The organism is Anabaena catenula FACHB-362, from assembly GCF_014698735.1.
GTDB lineage: Bacteria > Cyanobacteriota > Cyanobacteriia > Cyanobacteriales > Nostocaceae > Anabaena > Anabaena variabilis_A.
Genome location: NZ_JACJTQ010000014.1, coordinates 67462 through 83811, shown reverse-complemented (window position 1 = coordinate 83811; position 16350 = coordinate 67462). Strand labels below are relative to the sequence as shown.

Annotated in this window: 9 protein-coding genes; 5 read left to right on the top strand and 4 right to left on the bottom strand. The window is 37.1% G+C overall.

What is annotated here, in order from left to right:
• Window positions 1–32 precede the first annotated feature (32 nt).
• Window positions 33–5783 (top strand): AAA family ATPase, encoded by a 5751-nt coding sequence (locus tag H6G68_RS11365; RefSeq protein WP_190906755.1) that lies wholly within the window; start codon window positions 33–35, stop codon window positions 5781–5783.
• A 303-nt stretch (window positions 5784–6086) separates the two neighbouring features.
• Here the strand turns inward: H6G68_RS11365 and H6G68_RS11360 are convergent, their stop codons facing one another.
• Window positions 6087–6533, bottom strand: coding sequence for an META domain-containing protein (locus H6G68_RS11360; RefSeq protein ID WP_190906754.1), 447 nt, complete (start codon window positions 6531–6533; stop codon window positions 6087–6089).
• Window positions 6534–6737: 204 nt separating this feature from the next.
• Between H6G68_RS11360 and H6G68_RS11355 the strand changes: the two genes are divergently transcribed.
• On the top strand, window positions 6738–8150 hold the full coding sequence (locus H6G68_RS11355; protein ID WP_190906753.1) for an AAA-like domain-containing protein: 1413 nt from the start codon (window positions 6738–6740) through the stop codon (window positions 8148–8150).
• Window positions 8151–8429: 279 nt separating this feature from the next.
• Here H6G68_RS11355 and H6G68_RS11350 read toward each other — a convergent pair whose 3' ends face one another.
• Complete coding sequence (locus tag H6G68_RS11350) at window positions 8430–9260, bottom strand: Rpn family recombination-promoting nuclease/putative transposase (RefSeq protein WP_190906752.1); 831 nt, start codon at window positions 9258–9260, stop codon at window positions 8430–8432.
• A gap of 117 nt (window positions 9261–9377) precedes the next feature.
• Between H6G68_RS11350 and H6G68_RS27600 the strand changes: the two genes are divergently transcribed.
• Window positions 9378–9500 (top strand): hypothetical protein, encoded by a 123-nt coding sequence (locus H6G68_RS27600; RefSeq protein WP_277925487.1) that lies wholly within the window; start codon window positions 9378–9380, stop codon window positions 9498–9500.
• Window positions 9501–9814: 314 nt separating this feature from the next.
• On the opposite strand, the gene H6G68_RS11345 is transcribed toward H6G68_RS27600, so the two are convergent.
• The gene (locus tag H6G68_RS11345; RefSeq protein ID WP_242045229.1) at window positions 9815–11233 is read right to left on the bottom strand and encodes a tetratricopeptide repeat protein; all 1419 of its coding nucleotides are present in this window, start codon (window positions 11231–11233) and stop codon (window positions 9815–9817) included.
• Window positions 11234–11620: 387 nt separating this feature from the next.
• Between H6G68_RS11345 and H6G68_RS11340 the strand changes: the two genes are divergently transcribed.
• Complete coding sequence (locus H6G68_RS11340) at window positions 11621–13891, top strand: AAA-like domain-containing protein (protein ID WP_190906751.1); 2271 nt, start codon at window positions 11621–11623, stop codon at window positions 13889–13891.
• A gap of 634 nt (window positions 13892–14525) precedes the next feature.
• On the top strand, window positions 14526–14747 hold the full coding sequence (locus H6G68_RS11335) for a hypothetical protein (RefSeq protein ID WP_190906750.1): 222 nt from the start codon (window positions 14526–14528) through the stop codon (window positions 14745–14747).
• Between the two features lie 70 nt (window positions 14748–14817).
• Here the strand turns inward: H6G68_RS11335 and H6G68_RS11330 are convergent, their stop codons facing one another.
• On the bottom strand, window positions 14818–16341 hold the full coding sequence (locus H6G68_RS11330) for a phenylacetate--CoA ligase family protein (protein WP_190906749.1): 1524 nt from the start codon (window positions 16339–16341) through the stop codon (window positions 14818–14820).
• Window positions 16342–16350: the final 9 nt, after the last annotated feature.

The following is a 16350-nucleotide window of genomic DNA, read 5'->3' as shown; positions in this document are numbered from 1 at the left end:
AGTGCATAAAAAAATGGATGGCTACGAAATTTATGGTTAATATAGCAGAATATCAGACAAATGAAAAAATATATGAAAGTGCCAATTCACTAGTTTATCGAGGCATTTTTAAGCTCAATAATCAACAAATTATTCTAAAAATTCTTAAAGATAATTACCCTATTCCTTCAGAATTAACTCGATATAAACAAGAATATGAAATCATTAGTTTATTGAACGATAATAATATTATCAAAACCTATAACTTACTTCGATATCAAAATAGTTTAGTAATAGTATTGGAAGATTTTGGTGGTCAATCTTTAAAGATATTAACATCCAAACATCAATTTACCTTAGAAGAATTTCTAACTATCGCTATCAAAATTACTGAGAGTTTGGCAGCTATTCATACTGCTAACATTATCCATAAAGACATTAATCCTTCTAATATTGTCTATAACCCAAAAACTGAACAACTTAAAATAATTGATTTTGGGATTTCTACCCGTTTATTTCAAGAAAATCAGACAGTTGACAACATTAATCAATTAGAAGGAACTTTAGCTTATATCGCTCCAGAGCAAACTGGTAGAATGAACAGATCAATAGATTATCGTGTTGATTTTTACTCTCTAGGTGTTACCTTTTATGAACTTTTAACTCATCAACTGCCCTTTGTAACTGATAACCCAATTGAATTAGTTCATTCTCATATCGCACAACAACCGCAAAGACCTCATGAACTAATTTCTTCTATTCCTGTGCCAATATCTAATATTGTCATGAAATTATTGGCTAAAACCCCAGAGGAAAGATATCAAAGTGCATGGGGAATTAAAGCCGATTTAGAAACCTGTCTTCAGCAATTAAAAACTACAGGAAAAATTGCTCATTTTTCTTTAGGTAATCAAGATATTTCTGATAAGTTTTATATTACTCAAAAACTCTATGGACGAGAGCAAGAAATTAATCAACTATTAACCACTTTTGAGCGAGTCAGCCAAGGTAAATCGGAAATAATTCTGGTTGCTGGTTATTCAGGTATCGGTAAATCTGCCTTAGTCAATGAAATTCATAAACCCATTACGCAACAAAGAGGATATTTTATTAATGGCAAATTTGACCAGTTACAGCGAGATATTCCTTACACAGCAATCACACAAGCTTTTCAAGGTTTAATCCGCCAACTTTTGAGTGAACCGGAAATAATTCTACAAAATTGGAAAGATAAAATATTAGCAGCTTTAGGAAATAATGGTCAAATAATTATTGATGTCATTCCTGACTTAGAAAAGATTATAGGTAAACAGCCATCTGTTGAGCAACTAGGAGCAAATGAAGCGCAAAACCGCTTTAACTCATTCTTTGCTAGATTTATTCAAATTTTCAGTCAAAAGGAACACCCTTTAGCTATCTTTTTCGATGACTTACAATGGGCAGATTTATCATCTTTGAATTTACTTGAAAAATTAATTACCAATGCTGACAGCCAATATTTATTAATTATAGGAGCATACCGAGATAATGAAGTCAGTCCTACCCACCCTTTAATGCAAACATTAGAACAAATTAAAAAAGCTGAAACTACAGTTAATCAAATCATGCTTCAAGCTTTGGGAATCAGCGATGTTAAACAATTAATTGCTGATACTTTAAATTGCTCCAGGGAATATGTACAATCTTTAGCAGAGTTAATGACTAAAAAAACTGCTGGTAATTCTTTCTTTATTACTCAATTACTCCGTACATTATACAAAGAAAAACTCTTGGTATTTAACGTTCCTCAAGCTCCTATTAATCAAGGAGAACATAGCCGAGGTTTTTGGCAGTGGGATATTCAGCAAATTCAACAAGTAGGAATAACTGATAATGTAGTTGATTTGATGGTTAGAAAAATTGAAAACTTAGACTATAATACCCAGAACGTTTTAAAATTAGCTGCTTGTATAGGAAATAAATTTACTTTGGAAGTTCTTTCCATTGTCAATAAAAAATCTCAAACACTTACTTCTCAAGAATTACAGCCTGCACTCAAAGAAGGATTAATTATTCCCTTAAGTAATGATTACAAAGTACCCTTGCTATGGAGTCAGGAAGAAGTTTTAAATACTACTGCCAATATATCCTCTAATTTTATTCCAAAATATCCTCAATTTGTACATTATAAATTTTTACATGACAGAGTTCAACAAGCAGCTTATATTCTAATTCAACAAGACGATAAAAAAGCAGTTCATCTAGAAATAGGTCGTCATTTATTGAAAAATACTCAACAAAATGAATTGGCAGAAAACATTTTTAATATCGTCAATCAACTGAATGAAGGAATAGATTTGATTAGTGATCAGCTAGAGAAAAAAGAGTTAGCTAGATTAAATTGTCAGGCTGGAAAAAAAGCAGAAATGTCAGCAGCTTATGAATCAGCTTTAAAATATCTAGAAAATGGAGCAAAAGCATTAGCCTTAAATAGCTGGGAAGATGAATATGAATTAACTATTGAAATATATATAAAATATTTGGAAGCTATTGCTTTAACTACAAGATTTGAACAAGTAGAAGAATTGTCTAAAATAATTCTCAAATATGCTAAACAAAGTCTCGAAAAAGCAAGAGTGTACCAGATAATAAACTTGTCATACTATGCTCAATTACAACCAGAAAAAATCATAGATATTGGACGAAAAGCTTTAGCAGAATTAGGAATATATTTACCAATCGAAGCAAGTGAAATAGAAAAAGAAATTAACCAAAAACAAAAAGATATAAATTGGTTATTGAATCAAATAAATATAGAAGATTTAATTAATTACCATTTAATGAATGAGTTAGAGCATACTGCCATAGTATCAATACTACAGCAGATGAATACTGCTACGCTTACCATAAATTTTTCCTTATTTATTTTAGTTATATTAACTCAGGTACATCTCTGTCTTCAATATGGAAATCCTCCTCAATCTCCTAGCATATATATTCTTTACGGAATGATTTTATGTTTAAGGGGAGATACTGATTTAGGATTTGAGTTTGGTAATCTGTCTCTAAAACTACTTAAAAAATTTAATATTTTTAAATTAGAAGCCTTGGTAACGCATGTTTACTATTTTTCATTATGGCACTGGAAAGAGTCTATTCAAAATAGAATTGTAGAAGAAAAATTACTAAAAGCATTTCAAATAGGTATAGACACAGGAGACTATGAATACGCTAGCTACACAGCCATAGACTATTGCCTTATCCGGTTTTTTAGAGGAGATAATTTAGATGATGTTGACTATAGCTATACGAAATATACCAGACAAATATTGAAATTGCGGCAAAGATATTCACTTAATTATATTAAAATATGCCAAAGCATCGTAGTGGAATTAGTACGTAAAGAAAATATCTATTTGGAAGATTTAACGCAAGATAATAACGAATGGTTGTTATTTATCAGATACTTTGCTACAACAACTTCCTGCTATTTTTTAAAAGATTATATTCAGGCTGCTGCTAACGCAATTAATGCAGAAAAATATGTTAAAGCTTGCGGCGTATTTTTACCTGCTACACAGCATAATTTATACTATTCTTTGAGTTTAATTGCCTATTATAATACTTGTGAGAAAAATCAGCAAAAGGAATTTATTGAGCAAGTAGACAAAAATCAGGAGAGTATGAAAATATGGGCTAATAATTGTCCAGCCAATTTTCAACATAAATATGATTTAGTTGCAGCTGAGAAAGCGCGAGTATTAGGAGAAAATTGGCAAGCGGAAGAATTATATGAAAAAGCTATTCAAGGTGCTAAAAAATATGAATTTATCCATGAAGAAGCTCTAGCTTATGAACGAGCAGCAGAATTTTATCTACAACTAGGTAGGGAAGAGATTGGTCAGTTATATTTGAGAAATGCCCATCATTGTTACGCTCGCTGGGGAGCTAAAGCCAAAGTCAAACAATTAGAAGATGAATATCCACAATATTTTATAGGAATTACAAACCAAGGGAAGGCTAAAAGCCTCAGTCCCACTATTTCTACTAGTGATAATGATGGAACATTCCTCGATTTAACAACAGTTATTAAAGCATCTCAAGCCCTAGCAGGAGAAATTGTTCTAGGTAAGTTGCTGGCAAAGTTAATGAAAATTGTGATTGAGAATGCTGGCGCTCAAAAAGGCTTTCTGCTTCTACATTCTGATGATCACTGGGTGATTGAAGCAGTGGGAGCAATAGATTCTGATGACGTTAACATACTACAATCCATCCCAGTAGACTCACCAGATGCCTCCACCCAGACTCCGTTGCTTTCAGTCGCTATCATCAACTATGTCGCCCGCACTCAGGAAAATGTAGTTCTCAATGATGCCACCCAAGAGGGACAATTTACCCGCGATTCCTATATTGTTACCACTCAACCTAAATCAATTCTCTGCACTCCCCTACTCAATCAAGGGAAATTGAGCGGTATTTTATATTTAGAAAATAATCTCACAACGGGGGCATTTACACCAGAGAGAGTCGAAGTTTTAAATATACTTTCTAGTCAAGCTGCTATCTCTATTGAAAATTCTCGTCTTTACACAACCTTAGAACAAAAAGTAGAAGAACGTACTCAAGAATTATCACAAACTCTGGAAATTCTCAAAGCCACTCAAGCTAAATTAGAATTTGAAAATGCCCTGCTAAAAAGTGCCGAAGAAAATTCAATTTATGATTATCAAGTTGGCGGTAGTTTGCCAATTGATGCTCCTACTTATGTAGTGCGTTCTGCTGACCGTTATCTCTACAAAGCATTAAAAACTGGAGACTTTTGTTATATTCTCAATACCCGACAAATGGGTAAATCAAGTTTGATGGTGCGGATGATGCATTACTTGCAGCAAGAAGGTTTTTGCTGTGCTGCCATTGATATGACCCGAATTGGCAGTGAAAACATTACTCCTGAGCAATGGTATAAGGGATTAGCTGTGGAGTTGTGGCAAGGTTTTGATCTGCTCGGTAAGGTTAATTTAAAAGCTTGGTGGCAAGAAAATATCGAACTTTCCCCTGTACAGCGATTGAGTAGATTTTTTGAAGAAGTTCTGTTAAATGAAGTTAAATTATCAGATAATACTCCTGCACCTAAAATAGTCATCTTTTTAGATGAAATTGATAGTATTTTAGGTTTAGATTTCTCAGTTAATGACTTCTTTGCCTTAGTTCGCTCCTGCTATAATCAGCGCGGTATTAATCTAGAGTATAAGCGGTTGTGCTTTGTTTTATTGGGAGTTGCTACTCCGAGTGATTTAATCACAGATTATCGCCGCACGCCTTTTAATATTGGTCAAGCAATTCAATTGCATGGCTTCCAATTACACGAAGCCCAACCTCTACTACACGGGTTCTCAGACAAGGTTAGCAACCCGCAAGCAGTACTTAAAGAAGTTTTATTTTGGACTAATGGCCAACCTTTTTTAACTCAAAAAATTTGCCGAATGATTTGTAGTTCTTCCGCTTCTATTCCCGAAAAAAATGAAAAAGCCTGGATTGAAAATTTGATCTGCACAAATATTATAAAAGATTGGGAAGCTCAAGACGAACCAGAGCATTTAAGGACGATTAAAGATCGCATTCTCAAGGGTGAACGACAAGCTACATCACTGCTAGAACTGTATCGACGAATTTTAGAGCAAGGACAGGTGAAGGCAGTTGATAGTCCAGAAGAGCAAGAATTAATATTATCAGGATTATTAGTTAAAGAACAAAGTTATTTAAAAATTCATAACCGGATTTATGAAGCTATTTTTAATCATAGCTGGATTTCCCAACACACATAATCTTGCACTTGGTTGTCTCCAAAAACATTAAAACTCTTACTTGACAAATATTTCAGCTTTATTCAGCAAGCCCTAATTACTTATTTTACTTTATTTGCGAAATATTACAGCAAATTTTGATAGCAAAGCGCTCCGTAGGAATCAAATGTGCCACAGATGAAAAGGGTTAAACCCAGTGCTAGACTACATTATGAGATTTATTTTGGTGGCGGGTTTGATCGAAAACAGCTGTAATATTATCTGTTGGTAAATGTTAACAAGAAGTCAATTGGAAATTCCCTAGAACACTATAGTTGTCTATCTTTATAGACCTTTGAAAAAGGATAAATTGATGTCTAATTCTCTGTTTTCTAGAATAACTAATTGGATATATTCATGGTTTATACTGGTATACTCATTGAGTTTAGTGATAGTATCAAAATATTGTGCTTCTCGTTGCATATCCAAAGGTGTAGCATTAGGACAGTCTTTTTTGGTGGTCACTAAATTGGAAATCGCCAAAGTGCCTCGATTAAGTTTGTAGTTAGCAGTGTAGTTATTGCATACTGTAAAACCGATAATCTTATCGGTTCCATCAAAATAGATCCTAATCTTGCTATTTCCTAGTTTTCGATCTAGACCACTTGCAAGGACATAATCACCTCTACTTATATTAAAATAATCATTGGCAAAAGCTTTACCAGTAAAGCCAAGCAGACAAACAACAGCTAACGGTAAACAGAAGGCAGATTTAACAAAAGAACGAGTCATAGGGTCCTCTGAAGATTTGGATTGTTACATTTAGAGTATATTTTGTTTTGTCAATTAAGAATTGAGTTAAATTCAGGATCATCAAAATTCAGCTTAATTCAGTTAAATTTAGATATTGTAAAGTGCATGTAAGATTTTATACTTGATTGATTCTTAAATTTCCTAGAAAATACCAATGTTTACCCAAATCAAAGCTACTTCGTTATGGTTTTTAATTTAGATGAGGCAATTAAAATTGCTAACTATGCGGTTTTGGCAAAGTTCAATAGACCCTTAACGGATATTGAAATAATAGTAATTAAAGGAGCTTGGGAACGAGAAGAATATGACCAAATTGCAGCTAAAAACCAGTATGCAACAAGTTATATCAGTCAAGATATTGCGCCCAAGCTTTGGAAATCATTAACAGAAGCTCTAGGAGAAAAAGTTAAAAAAAGTAATTTTAAAGAAGCTTTAAAACGACGTTGGGAAAAGCAATGTTGGGATAGGCAATTTACATCTGAATATTATTTACCAAACCCAGAATTGATAACGACTAACAGCCAACAGCGTCACAGCAAGCTGAAAGAAGCTCGTCCTCAGACCTATTTAACTCAAGCTAAACACAGCTTACCGATTTCAGAATTATATGTGGAGCGTTTTGGCATTGAATTTCTCTGCTATGAAACTCTGTTGCAGTCCGGTTCCTTGATTCGGGTTAAAGCACCTAAACTAATGGGTAAAACCTCCCTCATGGAAAGGGTATTGGCTAAAGTGGCAAAGCAGGGCTATCGTACAGTCAGTTTAAGTTTAGAAATGGCAGATCGGCAAACTCATCTGACTCACCTGAATAAATTTTTACGCTGGTTCTGCCTCAATCTTAGCCGAGAATTGAAGCTACCCAATCAGTTAGATGAATATTGGGATGAAGAAGGTATGGGTGCGAAGGTAAGTTGCACAACTTATTTAGAAGAATACCTCTTGGCAGCAACAGATAGTCCTCTAGTTTTATACTTAGATGATGTGGACGCACTTTTCCCTTATCCTGAAGTTTATGAAGACTTTTTTGGGTTGTTGCGTTCTTGGTATGAGAAAGCCAGAAGCCGCACAAACTGGAAAAAGCTGCGATTAGCGATCGCACATTCTACTGATGTTTATATCCGTCTGAATATTAATCAGTCACCTTTTAATGTGGGATTACCCATTGAACTGCCAGAGTTAACTAAAGACGAAGTTCAGGTATTTGCTCAACAATATGGATTAGCTGAAGATTCATCTTTAGTATATCCCTTAATGCAACTGGTAGGTGGTCATCCTTATTTGTTGCAGCAGGCATTTTCTCACCTCAAAAGTTATCCTGATATCACTCTTGAGCAATTGTTATCAGAGGCTAGAACTGACGCAGGTATTTATCGCCATCATTTACGAGAATTTTGGTTGAGTTTACAACAGGAACTGAAACTGATGACAGCATTTAAAACAGTTGTTACTTCTAATAAGCCTGTACGATTGGAAGCAATCTCAGCTTATCAGTTGCAGAGTATGGGTTTGGTGAAGCTTGCGGGTAATGAAGTAGAGCCGCGTTGTCAGTTATATCGTAGTTATTTTAGTGATGTGTTGGGAGTTAGAGGAATGTAAATCATATAGAATTAATATTTGATTTTTGAAATATACGTAGCATTGCCCACCAAAACCCGCCTCCGGTGGGCATTGCCCACCCTACACTACTTAAAATTTTATGGCTACGCCACGCAAGCTATCAAATATCATTTATGATTCCTATAGTTAAAATATAGGATGCGAAATCGCCCTTCTCCCTACAAAAAAGCGATCGCCTACGCTGTATGTTCCGCTATTGCAATTCCGATAAAGGGGCTTTTTTCAATCAGCTAAAATACTCAAAATCTTGGTATTTTTCTACGAATTGTCCGTGTTCTCCTGTGCAGACAGCCTGACAGATTCTACGTTAACATTGAGTTTTTGAGCAATCTCTTCTACGCTCATTCCTGTTTTTAGTAACAGGGGGACGGTAACTTTCAACATTTCAGCTTCCCGTTCTTCTCGACCTTGTTCTCGACCTTGTTCTTGACCCTCAGCTTTCGCTTCTTGATAAATCCTTGTTTCCTCTAAAGTCACTCCCAGCATAGCTTCTACTTCCTCTCTACTCAAAGATGAAAACTTGTAAACAGCGATCGTGGTGATAATGTCTATGATTTCGTTTTTCGGCAGTGTGCCAGTTGACTCTAATTGTACCCGTTGAATTAGTTGACGCGCCTGCTCTGCCATAACTTTTTCTGAGGCGATGGTCAACTGCATTAAATTAATACCTATTGGTAGAGTATTGAAACTTCCTAACTCATCCAGATAAATACACTGCACTTGATCGCTGTTCAAAAACATTCGATGGGTTCTTGTGTCCCTTGGTGACAAACTGCGTGATGGAAAAATTATCACACAGTACCAGTCATCATATTGAAACTGATTTCGGTACAAATACGTCAGCGACTCAGTAAAAAACCGATGATAGAGAGCTTCGTCTTTCTGAAATTGAACTTCGGCAAAAAAGATAACTCTGGGTGTTGCGCCTTCTGGTGGTAAAAAAACCCCATCAATCCTAAAGGCGGTTTCTTTCACTTCAACTGACTCAAACCGATAATTTTGCGCCTGTTCGGGGCGGTTATCAACGAGTTCAAATATTAACGCCGGAAATCGCTTGAAAATTTGGTAATAAATGGAGTCACGTTTCACTGATATATCGAAATAGAGGATGATTTAAGTATTGATTTAATCAGTAACAGCAATACCTGATTGGGTGGAAATTTTATTATCATTAGTGTAGCCCATATTTTGTCAGCGATGTTTACAATGGGCTACGCTTACGCCCTCAATTTCCCATCATCAAAGCGATCGCTCTGCGGTAAAATGGCTTTGATGAAAGATGAGCGATCGATCTTCTCCCTACAAAAAAGTGATCGCTCTCTGGGATAAGTCGGGCGATCACACTCCAGCTTAGGTATCGTGGACATCGCACCGATAATTGAGAATGTGCCGTACTTTCCGATAACGCAGCCTACAATATCAAGCGATCGCACTCCTTCATCTCTACCTCAACCAAAAAACGATCACCTTCCACAAATCAGAAAAGCGATCGCCTCCTCATCCTAAACTCTACAAACTGCTATCGCCCTTCATCTCCAACTTAACCAAAAAGCGATCGCTCTTAGTTACGAGTTAGACGCTTCCCCACCCCCATTCGTGAATTTTTCAAGTTACAGGCATTTCCTCCCCCAAAAAATCCACCATCAACCCCTAGAACCCTTCCTCCTCTTACCTTTCAACCCCTGCAAAATCTTCTCAACTTCCCCACGAGCCGGATACAATAACTGCTGACTCAAAGCACCTTCATAAGCCTGTATCGCTCCCAATTTATCCCCCAACCCTAATAAAGCTCTCCCTAACCAGTAATCAGCCATAGCCGGATTAAACCCCCTCAATTCCTGACATCCCTCACCAGCCGCTTCCCACCATTGCTTACTAGCCCCAACATCACCCAGCACTTGGTAACTCTCCCCCAGCCAAACAGCAGCAGGTACAGATTGCAGACAACCCCCTGCTGGTAACAACTCCCATCCTTTCTCCAACGCCGCCACCGCTTCCTGATGTTTTCCAGCCAAAGCCAAAACCCGCCCATGACGGAACCAAGCATCAGCTAACTGGGGCTGTAGTTGCGTCCCCTGTTCAGAAACCTGACACCCCCGCATCTCCTGAAAGCATTCCACCAACACCCGCCCCGCAGTCGCCCAAACACTCCAGCGTTCAGGAAACCGCTTCAACATCTTCTCCACTAAATTCCCCTCGCCTCCCAGGAGAAGGGCTTGGGGAGAGGTGGCAACTGGTAAAATTTCGCACAACGCCCGATAAATTTCACAATCATGGGGATAGAGATGATAAGCTTTCCACATCATCTCTGCGGCCTTCTGATATTCCCCCGTCTCGAACAAGCACCGCCCATAGTAATACCAACTATAAGGATGATTTGGATGTTCGGTGGTAAACTCTGCTAACACCTCCACACCTTGCGCCCAATCGCCCCGGAGAATATGATAATATGCCAGGGATTTATGAGCCTCAGCCCCATGCGGAGCCTGTAGCAATAAAGAGGTAATCATCTTTTTAGTCTGTTTCCCCTCTTCACCAGATACCAATCTCATCTGACAACGTTGATCAATTTGTCGTTGCAGTATCCGGAAATCATCACCAGCTAAGGCTATAGCTCTCTTTAACTGCCCTCTAGCGGCGGAAACATCTCCCACCGCCATCAGTGCGTCATAGCTGTAAATCAACGCCACAACATCATCTGGGTTGATTGACAAAACCTGTTCTAGGGAAGTTAGCACACCAAGAGGATTTTCTCTTTGTTGATGCACCTGTGCCAAAGCCAACCAATGAACTACTTTGTCAGGTTCTAAAGTTGCTGCTAAATTAAAGGCGACAATTGCCTGGTTACTATCACCTTGACAAACTGCAATTAATCCTTTTATATGATGCTGAGTCACTTCATTTTCCGACCACAATAGGGCTTTTTGATATATTTGTATAGCCTCTTTTTCCAGTCCCATTAACTGCAAGATTTTCCCTAATTGCAGATACACATTAATTAATTGAGGTTGTCGCTCAATCACTTGATAATACTCGATTACGGCTTCTGGCAATTTGCCCATTTCATAAAGCAAATTAGACAGTTCTAATCTTTTTTTCCATCCTTGAGGATATTTCTGGACATACTTAAGCCCTGAATTGGTTTTCTTTTGGCAATACTTTCCTGATTTCCATCTCTGACAAGTAGAACAAAAGTTCTTGTTCTGGGTTCGCTTGTATAGATGACTTCCTGTTCATTATTTAAACCCTGAGTAATTATGCACTGTACACAAGACTGGAAGATAATGGATATATGTGCGTTCAGATAATACCTAAATTGTCAATTCAATAGTTGAGTAAAATTTAGGACTTTAAAAAATCAGCCCATTAAGTTAAATTCAGTCATTCAAAAATCTAAAAATATGTGATAATTAATACGCACCCAGGGTTTAAGTTTCTAAAAAATACCAATGTTTGCCAAACTCAACGCCACCTATCAACCAGGTGGTAGTCTCCCGCCTGATGCCCCTACTTATGTAGTGCGACAGGCTGACACCGAACTTTACGAAGGGTTATTAGCTCTTGAGTATTGCTATGTTCTCAACGCTAGACAGATGGGGAAATCTAGCTTACGAGTGCGAACAATGGATAAATTGCGAACTCAAGGATTTGTTTGTGCAGAAATTGAATTAAGCGGCATTGGTAGCCAACAAATTACGGCTCCCCAATGGTATGGGGGGATTATTCAAGAATTAGTCAGCGGTTTTAAACTAGAAATAAATCGGCGTAGTTGGTTAAAAGAACGGGATGATCTTTCTCCTATCCAGTGCTTAAATCAATTTATCGAAACAGTATTATTGACGCAGATTCAGGAAAAAATAGTTATCTTTATTGATGAAATTGATAATGTACTGGGGTTGAAGTTTTCCACCGACGAATTTTTTGCCTTGATTCGTCACTGCTACGAAAATCGAGCGCACAAGCCAGCCTACAGGCGATTGTCTTTTGCTTTATTGGGAGTAGCTACACCTTCAGATTTGATTCAAGATAAACACTATTCTACTCCTTTTAATATTGGTAGAGCTATTGAACTTCAAGGATTTAAAATCGAAGATAGCGAACCTTTAGTAAAAGGATTGGTAGGAAAAGTTAGCAACCCGGAAGCAGTCTTAAAAGAAGTCTTAGATTGGACTAGTGGACAGCCTTTTTTGACTCAAAAATTGTGTTGGTTAATTGTAAATTGCTGCAATAACAATACAGAATTTTCTCCTCGGCAAAATGGTGAAGAATCGCAGTGGGTAGAGCAAATTGTGCAGAACCAAATTATCAAAAATTGGGAAAGTCAGGACGAACCAGAGCATTTAAGGACGATTCGCGATCGCATACTCCGCAATACTCCCAGAAGCCAACAATTATTACAACTATATCAGCAGATTATACAACAGGGAAAAATCCCCGCTCACAATTTTCCTGAGTATATAGAATTACGTCTATCGGGACTTGTCGCCCAACACCAAGGAAGTTTAATAGTCAAAAACCCAATCTACGCGCAAGTCTTTACTTTGGATTGGGTAAATGAAAACCTGACAATAGAAATCTCTAATTCCCAGATTGTTACCGTTAATTCGGCGTTGAACAGGCACAAAGACATGGAAGAAACCGTCTTTGTCTCCCATATTAGCCCTGATGATCCTGTGTCTATTGAAAATATGGACAATTTCCTCAATTCTCCCTGTTATCCCAGTGGTGCAGTTCCCCTCGATTCTCCTTTTTACATAGAACGAGCCGCAATTGAGAAGCAAGTTGATGAAGAAATTAGAAAACCTGGAGCTTTAGTAAGAATTAAAGCACCTAGAGAGATGGGAAAAACTTCTTTACTACTGAGAATCTTGGATTATGCTACTCACCAAGGCTATCGCACTGTTAGTTTAAATTTAGAGCAAATTGACGACGCAATTTTAAACGATTTGAATCGATTTTTGCGCTGGCTGTGTGCCAATGTTACTCGTCAACTTCAGCTTGAACCTAAGTTAGAAGACTATTGGGATGAAGATATCGGCAGCAAAATTAGTTGTTCTCTCTATTTTCGCCATCATTTATTAAAGCAAATTGATACTCCTCTAGTTTTAGCCTTGGATGAAGTCAACTATATTTTTGAACATCCTCATGTAGCAAAAGATGTTTTACCTCTGTTTCGTTCCTGGTATGAAGAAGCTAAAAGACAACCAATTTGGCAAAAATTACGGCTGATTATCGTTCACTCAACTGAAATTTATGTACCTCTCCAGTTAAAGCAATCTCCATTTAATGTAGGATTGCCAATAGAGTTAAGCAGCTTCAATTTAGAACAGGTACAGCAATTAGCTCAATGCTATGGACTGAACTGGACTAATGACCAGGAAGCTAGAGAACTTATGGCTTTGCTAGAAGGACATCCAGCTTTGACACATCTGGCTATTTATCATCTCAGCCGGGGGGAAATGACCTTTGCTCAATTCCTGGATACAGCAGCTACATCAAAGGGAATTTATTCCTCTCACTTACAGCGTCATCAAGTAACATTGCAAGAACAACCTGAATTAGCAAAAGCATTAAATACCGTCATAAATGCTCAACAACCTATATCATTAGATCCACTCACAACTTATAAATTAAGCAGTATGGGGCTGATCAAACAGTTAAAAGATAAAGTGATACCAGGCTGTGAATTATATCGGCAATTATTTTACATCCAGAAATAGCAAACGGGAGTATAACCGTCTAGTCCTTGTACTTGATCTGGCTGAGTTGTATTAGTCATAAAATTCCTCAATTTATAATTGCAATGCTTATTGATTAATCAGTTCAAAAGCATTTAGTGACAATATCTAATAAGTGTAAAAATGAGTTTTTATAAAATTATATGTATTGGATAATTTTAAGAAAAACTAAATTTACTGGCTATTAAACATCACCTATAGTGGTATTCGATTTTTAGGTTAAGAGGAAACTCTGACTTAGCTATTTATTGATTAAAAAAAATTAAATTTACTTTAATAAAGTTAACTCGCACATAACTAGTTTAATAAAACATTAAAATATCAAAAATTTCAGGTTAAAATTTACTATAAAAGTCAGAATTCAGCAAGCATTTTGACTTTGATTTGTGCCAATACGCAATCGCCCTTCTCTACAAGATACTGATGCAGAAAGTCTTTGACAATCCCAAATCTAAAATTGTATTACCAATTACCAATTACCAATTATCCGCCTTAAAAGTATGAAGGATAATTTTGAAGGTTTTTATGATAATATCTATTCAAAGCTTTGTGGAATCTCCGCTTCGTAAAAATCCTCTGCTTGTAGAAATTATCACTAATTCTTCAAATTACCCTCATGAAACGTATCACATCACTACTTCTCGCTACCTTTATAGCGTCTATTTCAGTGTTGGGTATTGCAGAAAATGCTGATTCTGCACATAATACTTATCGTCGTCGTCATACAACTACCCAAGTTCGACGTTATCGGACTTGTTTTGGTAGAAATCGGTACAGATATTATCATGGCAGGTATTATAGATGTCGTTACTATAGAAACAATAGACGACATTATTAGACCTTTTGCACAAATAAATCATACTGTAGAGACGTTGTATGCAAAGTCTCTACATCCTTTTTCATGGATTTTACTTCCTCGTATATCGATGTTTGACACCGACAGGAAAGTACTCTGCATCCCCATTTGCAGTTAATGTCACCTGTGGTGTTTGATATTCTGAGGGAACATAATTAGCAAATTCGCTATTCAGACGTAACAATTGGGAAAGAATGGAAGAGGTTATAGTTTCTTTCTTTTTCTTGTTACTCTTCACTCCTGGTGCTAATTCCACAACTACAGATAAAAACCGATTTTTGTCTGCGTCTTCTTTTACCTGTAAAACAAATTTACCTGTTACCCATTCTCTAATTATCGGTTGTTCTAATCCAACTGTGACATTTTCTGGGTAAATATTTGCACCAAAATAGGAAACTGTAAAATCCAACCTTCCGAAAACATAGACGAAAGGTAATTGATGAATTCCTCTGGGTGAATGGTCAGTTGACGAAGCGATATTTTGATCTGCTAAGGGATTAAATCCCCATTTTGCTAAAAACTTCAGCATCTCTTCGTAACTAATTAACCCGCCATGATCTAAAATATCATATCTAATTAAAGGAATGCCATTGTCACCAGAAAATAGCAAATTCCCATTTTCAACTTCAAAAAATCGACTACAGGGGTCATACTGTACTAATGTGGGTAAACGAGATTCCCCAAATAATGCTTTAGCTGCATCAGGATTTTCTGCTAAAAACCGACGAATGCAGATACTCAAAGGTGTTTCATTTCCTAAAACTCCTGCGTCTGCTGTTCCATACATGGAAGCAAAATCATAACAGGGATTTTGAGAACCTACTCTTTCACCAACTAAACTCCGCCATTCTTCACTAAATACTTCTCCGGCCATCACTAATTTAATCTGATATTGCTGCCATTGCACACCAGCAGCAATACCCGTATCAATAACATCTTTGAGAAATGGCGGATATCCTAAGAGGACAACTTGCTCAAAATGATTACCCAGTTCTTGCACAACTCGCAATATTTCGGTTTTGTTGTTGCCCGGAGTAATAACTGTGATAGGATAGCCCTTGGTAGCGAGATGGCGACAGCAATTAGTGGTGAACATCCCCCCCACCCATGTTCCCAAGGTGAAACAAACTACCGCTAAGGTGTTTTTGGTGTCTGCATCAAAACTATCGTGAAAAATCTGCTCAAACCTTGTGGCTATTTGTAGTTCATCTGTATAAAAACGCGGCCAAAATGTCGGTTTACCCGTTGAGCCAGAGGAAGCCGCGATCATATCACAGCTTCCTAATTTTCCATTATTACACAATTGGGGTAAAGAATAACGGGAAATATAATTGTCTTTATTGATTGTGGGGATTTTTTGGAAATCTTCGACAGTTTGAATAGTCTGGGGATTGATGCCCCGTTCTGCTAAAAATGCTTGATAAGCGGGTACAGTAACAGCTATATGTTGAAAGAGTGCGATCGCTAATTCTTCGCTGGGTATATCAAGATGCTCTACTAGTTTCTCTCCTAAGGGAGTAGACAAAAAATTTTCTAATGCCAGAATTGCCCTTTCCGTCGGTATTTCGTGCTTCATAAGACTTGT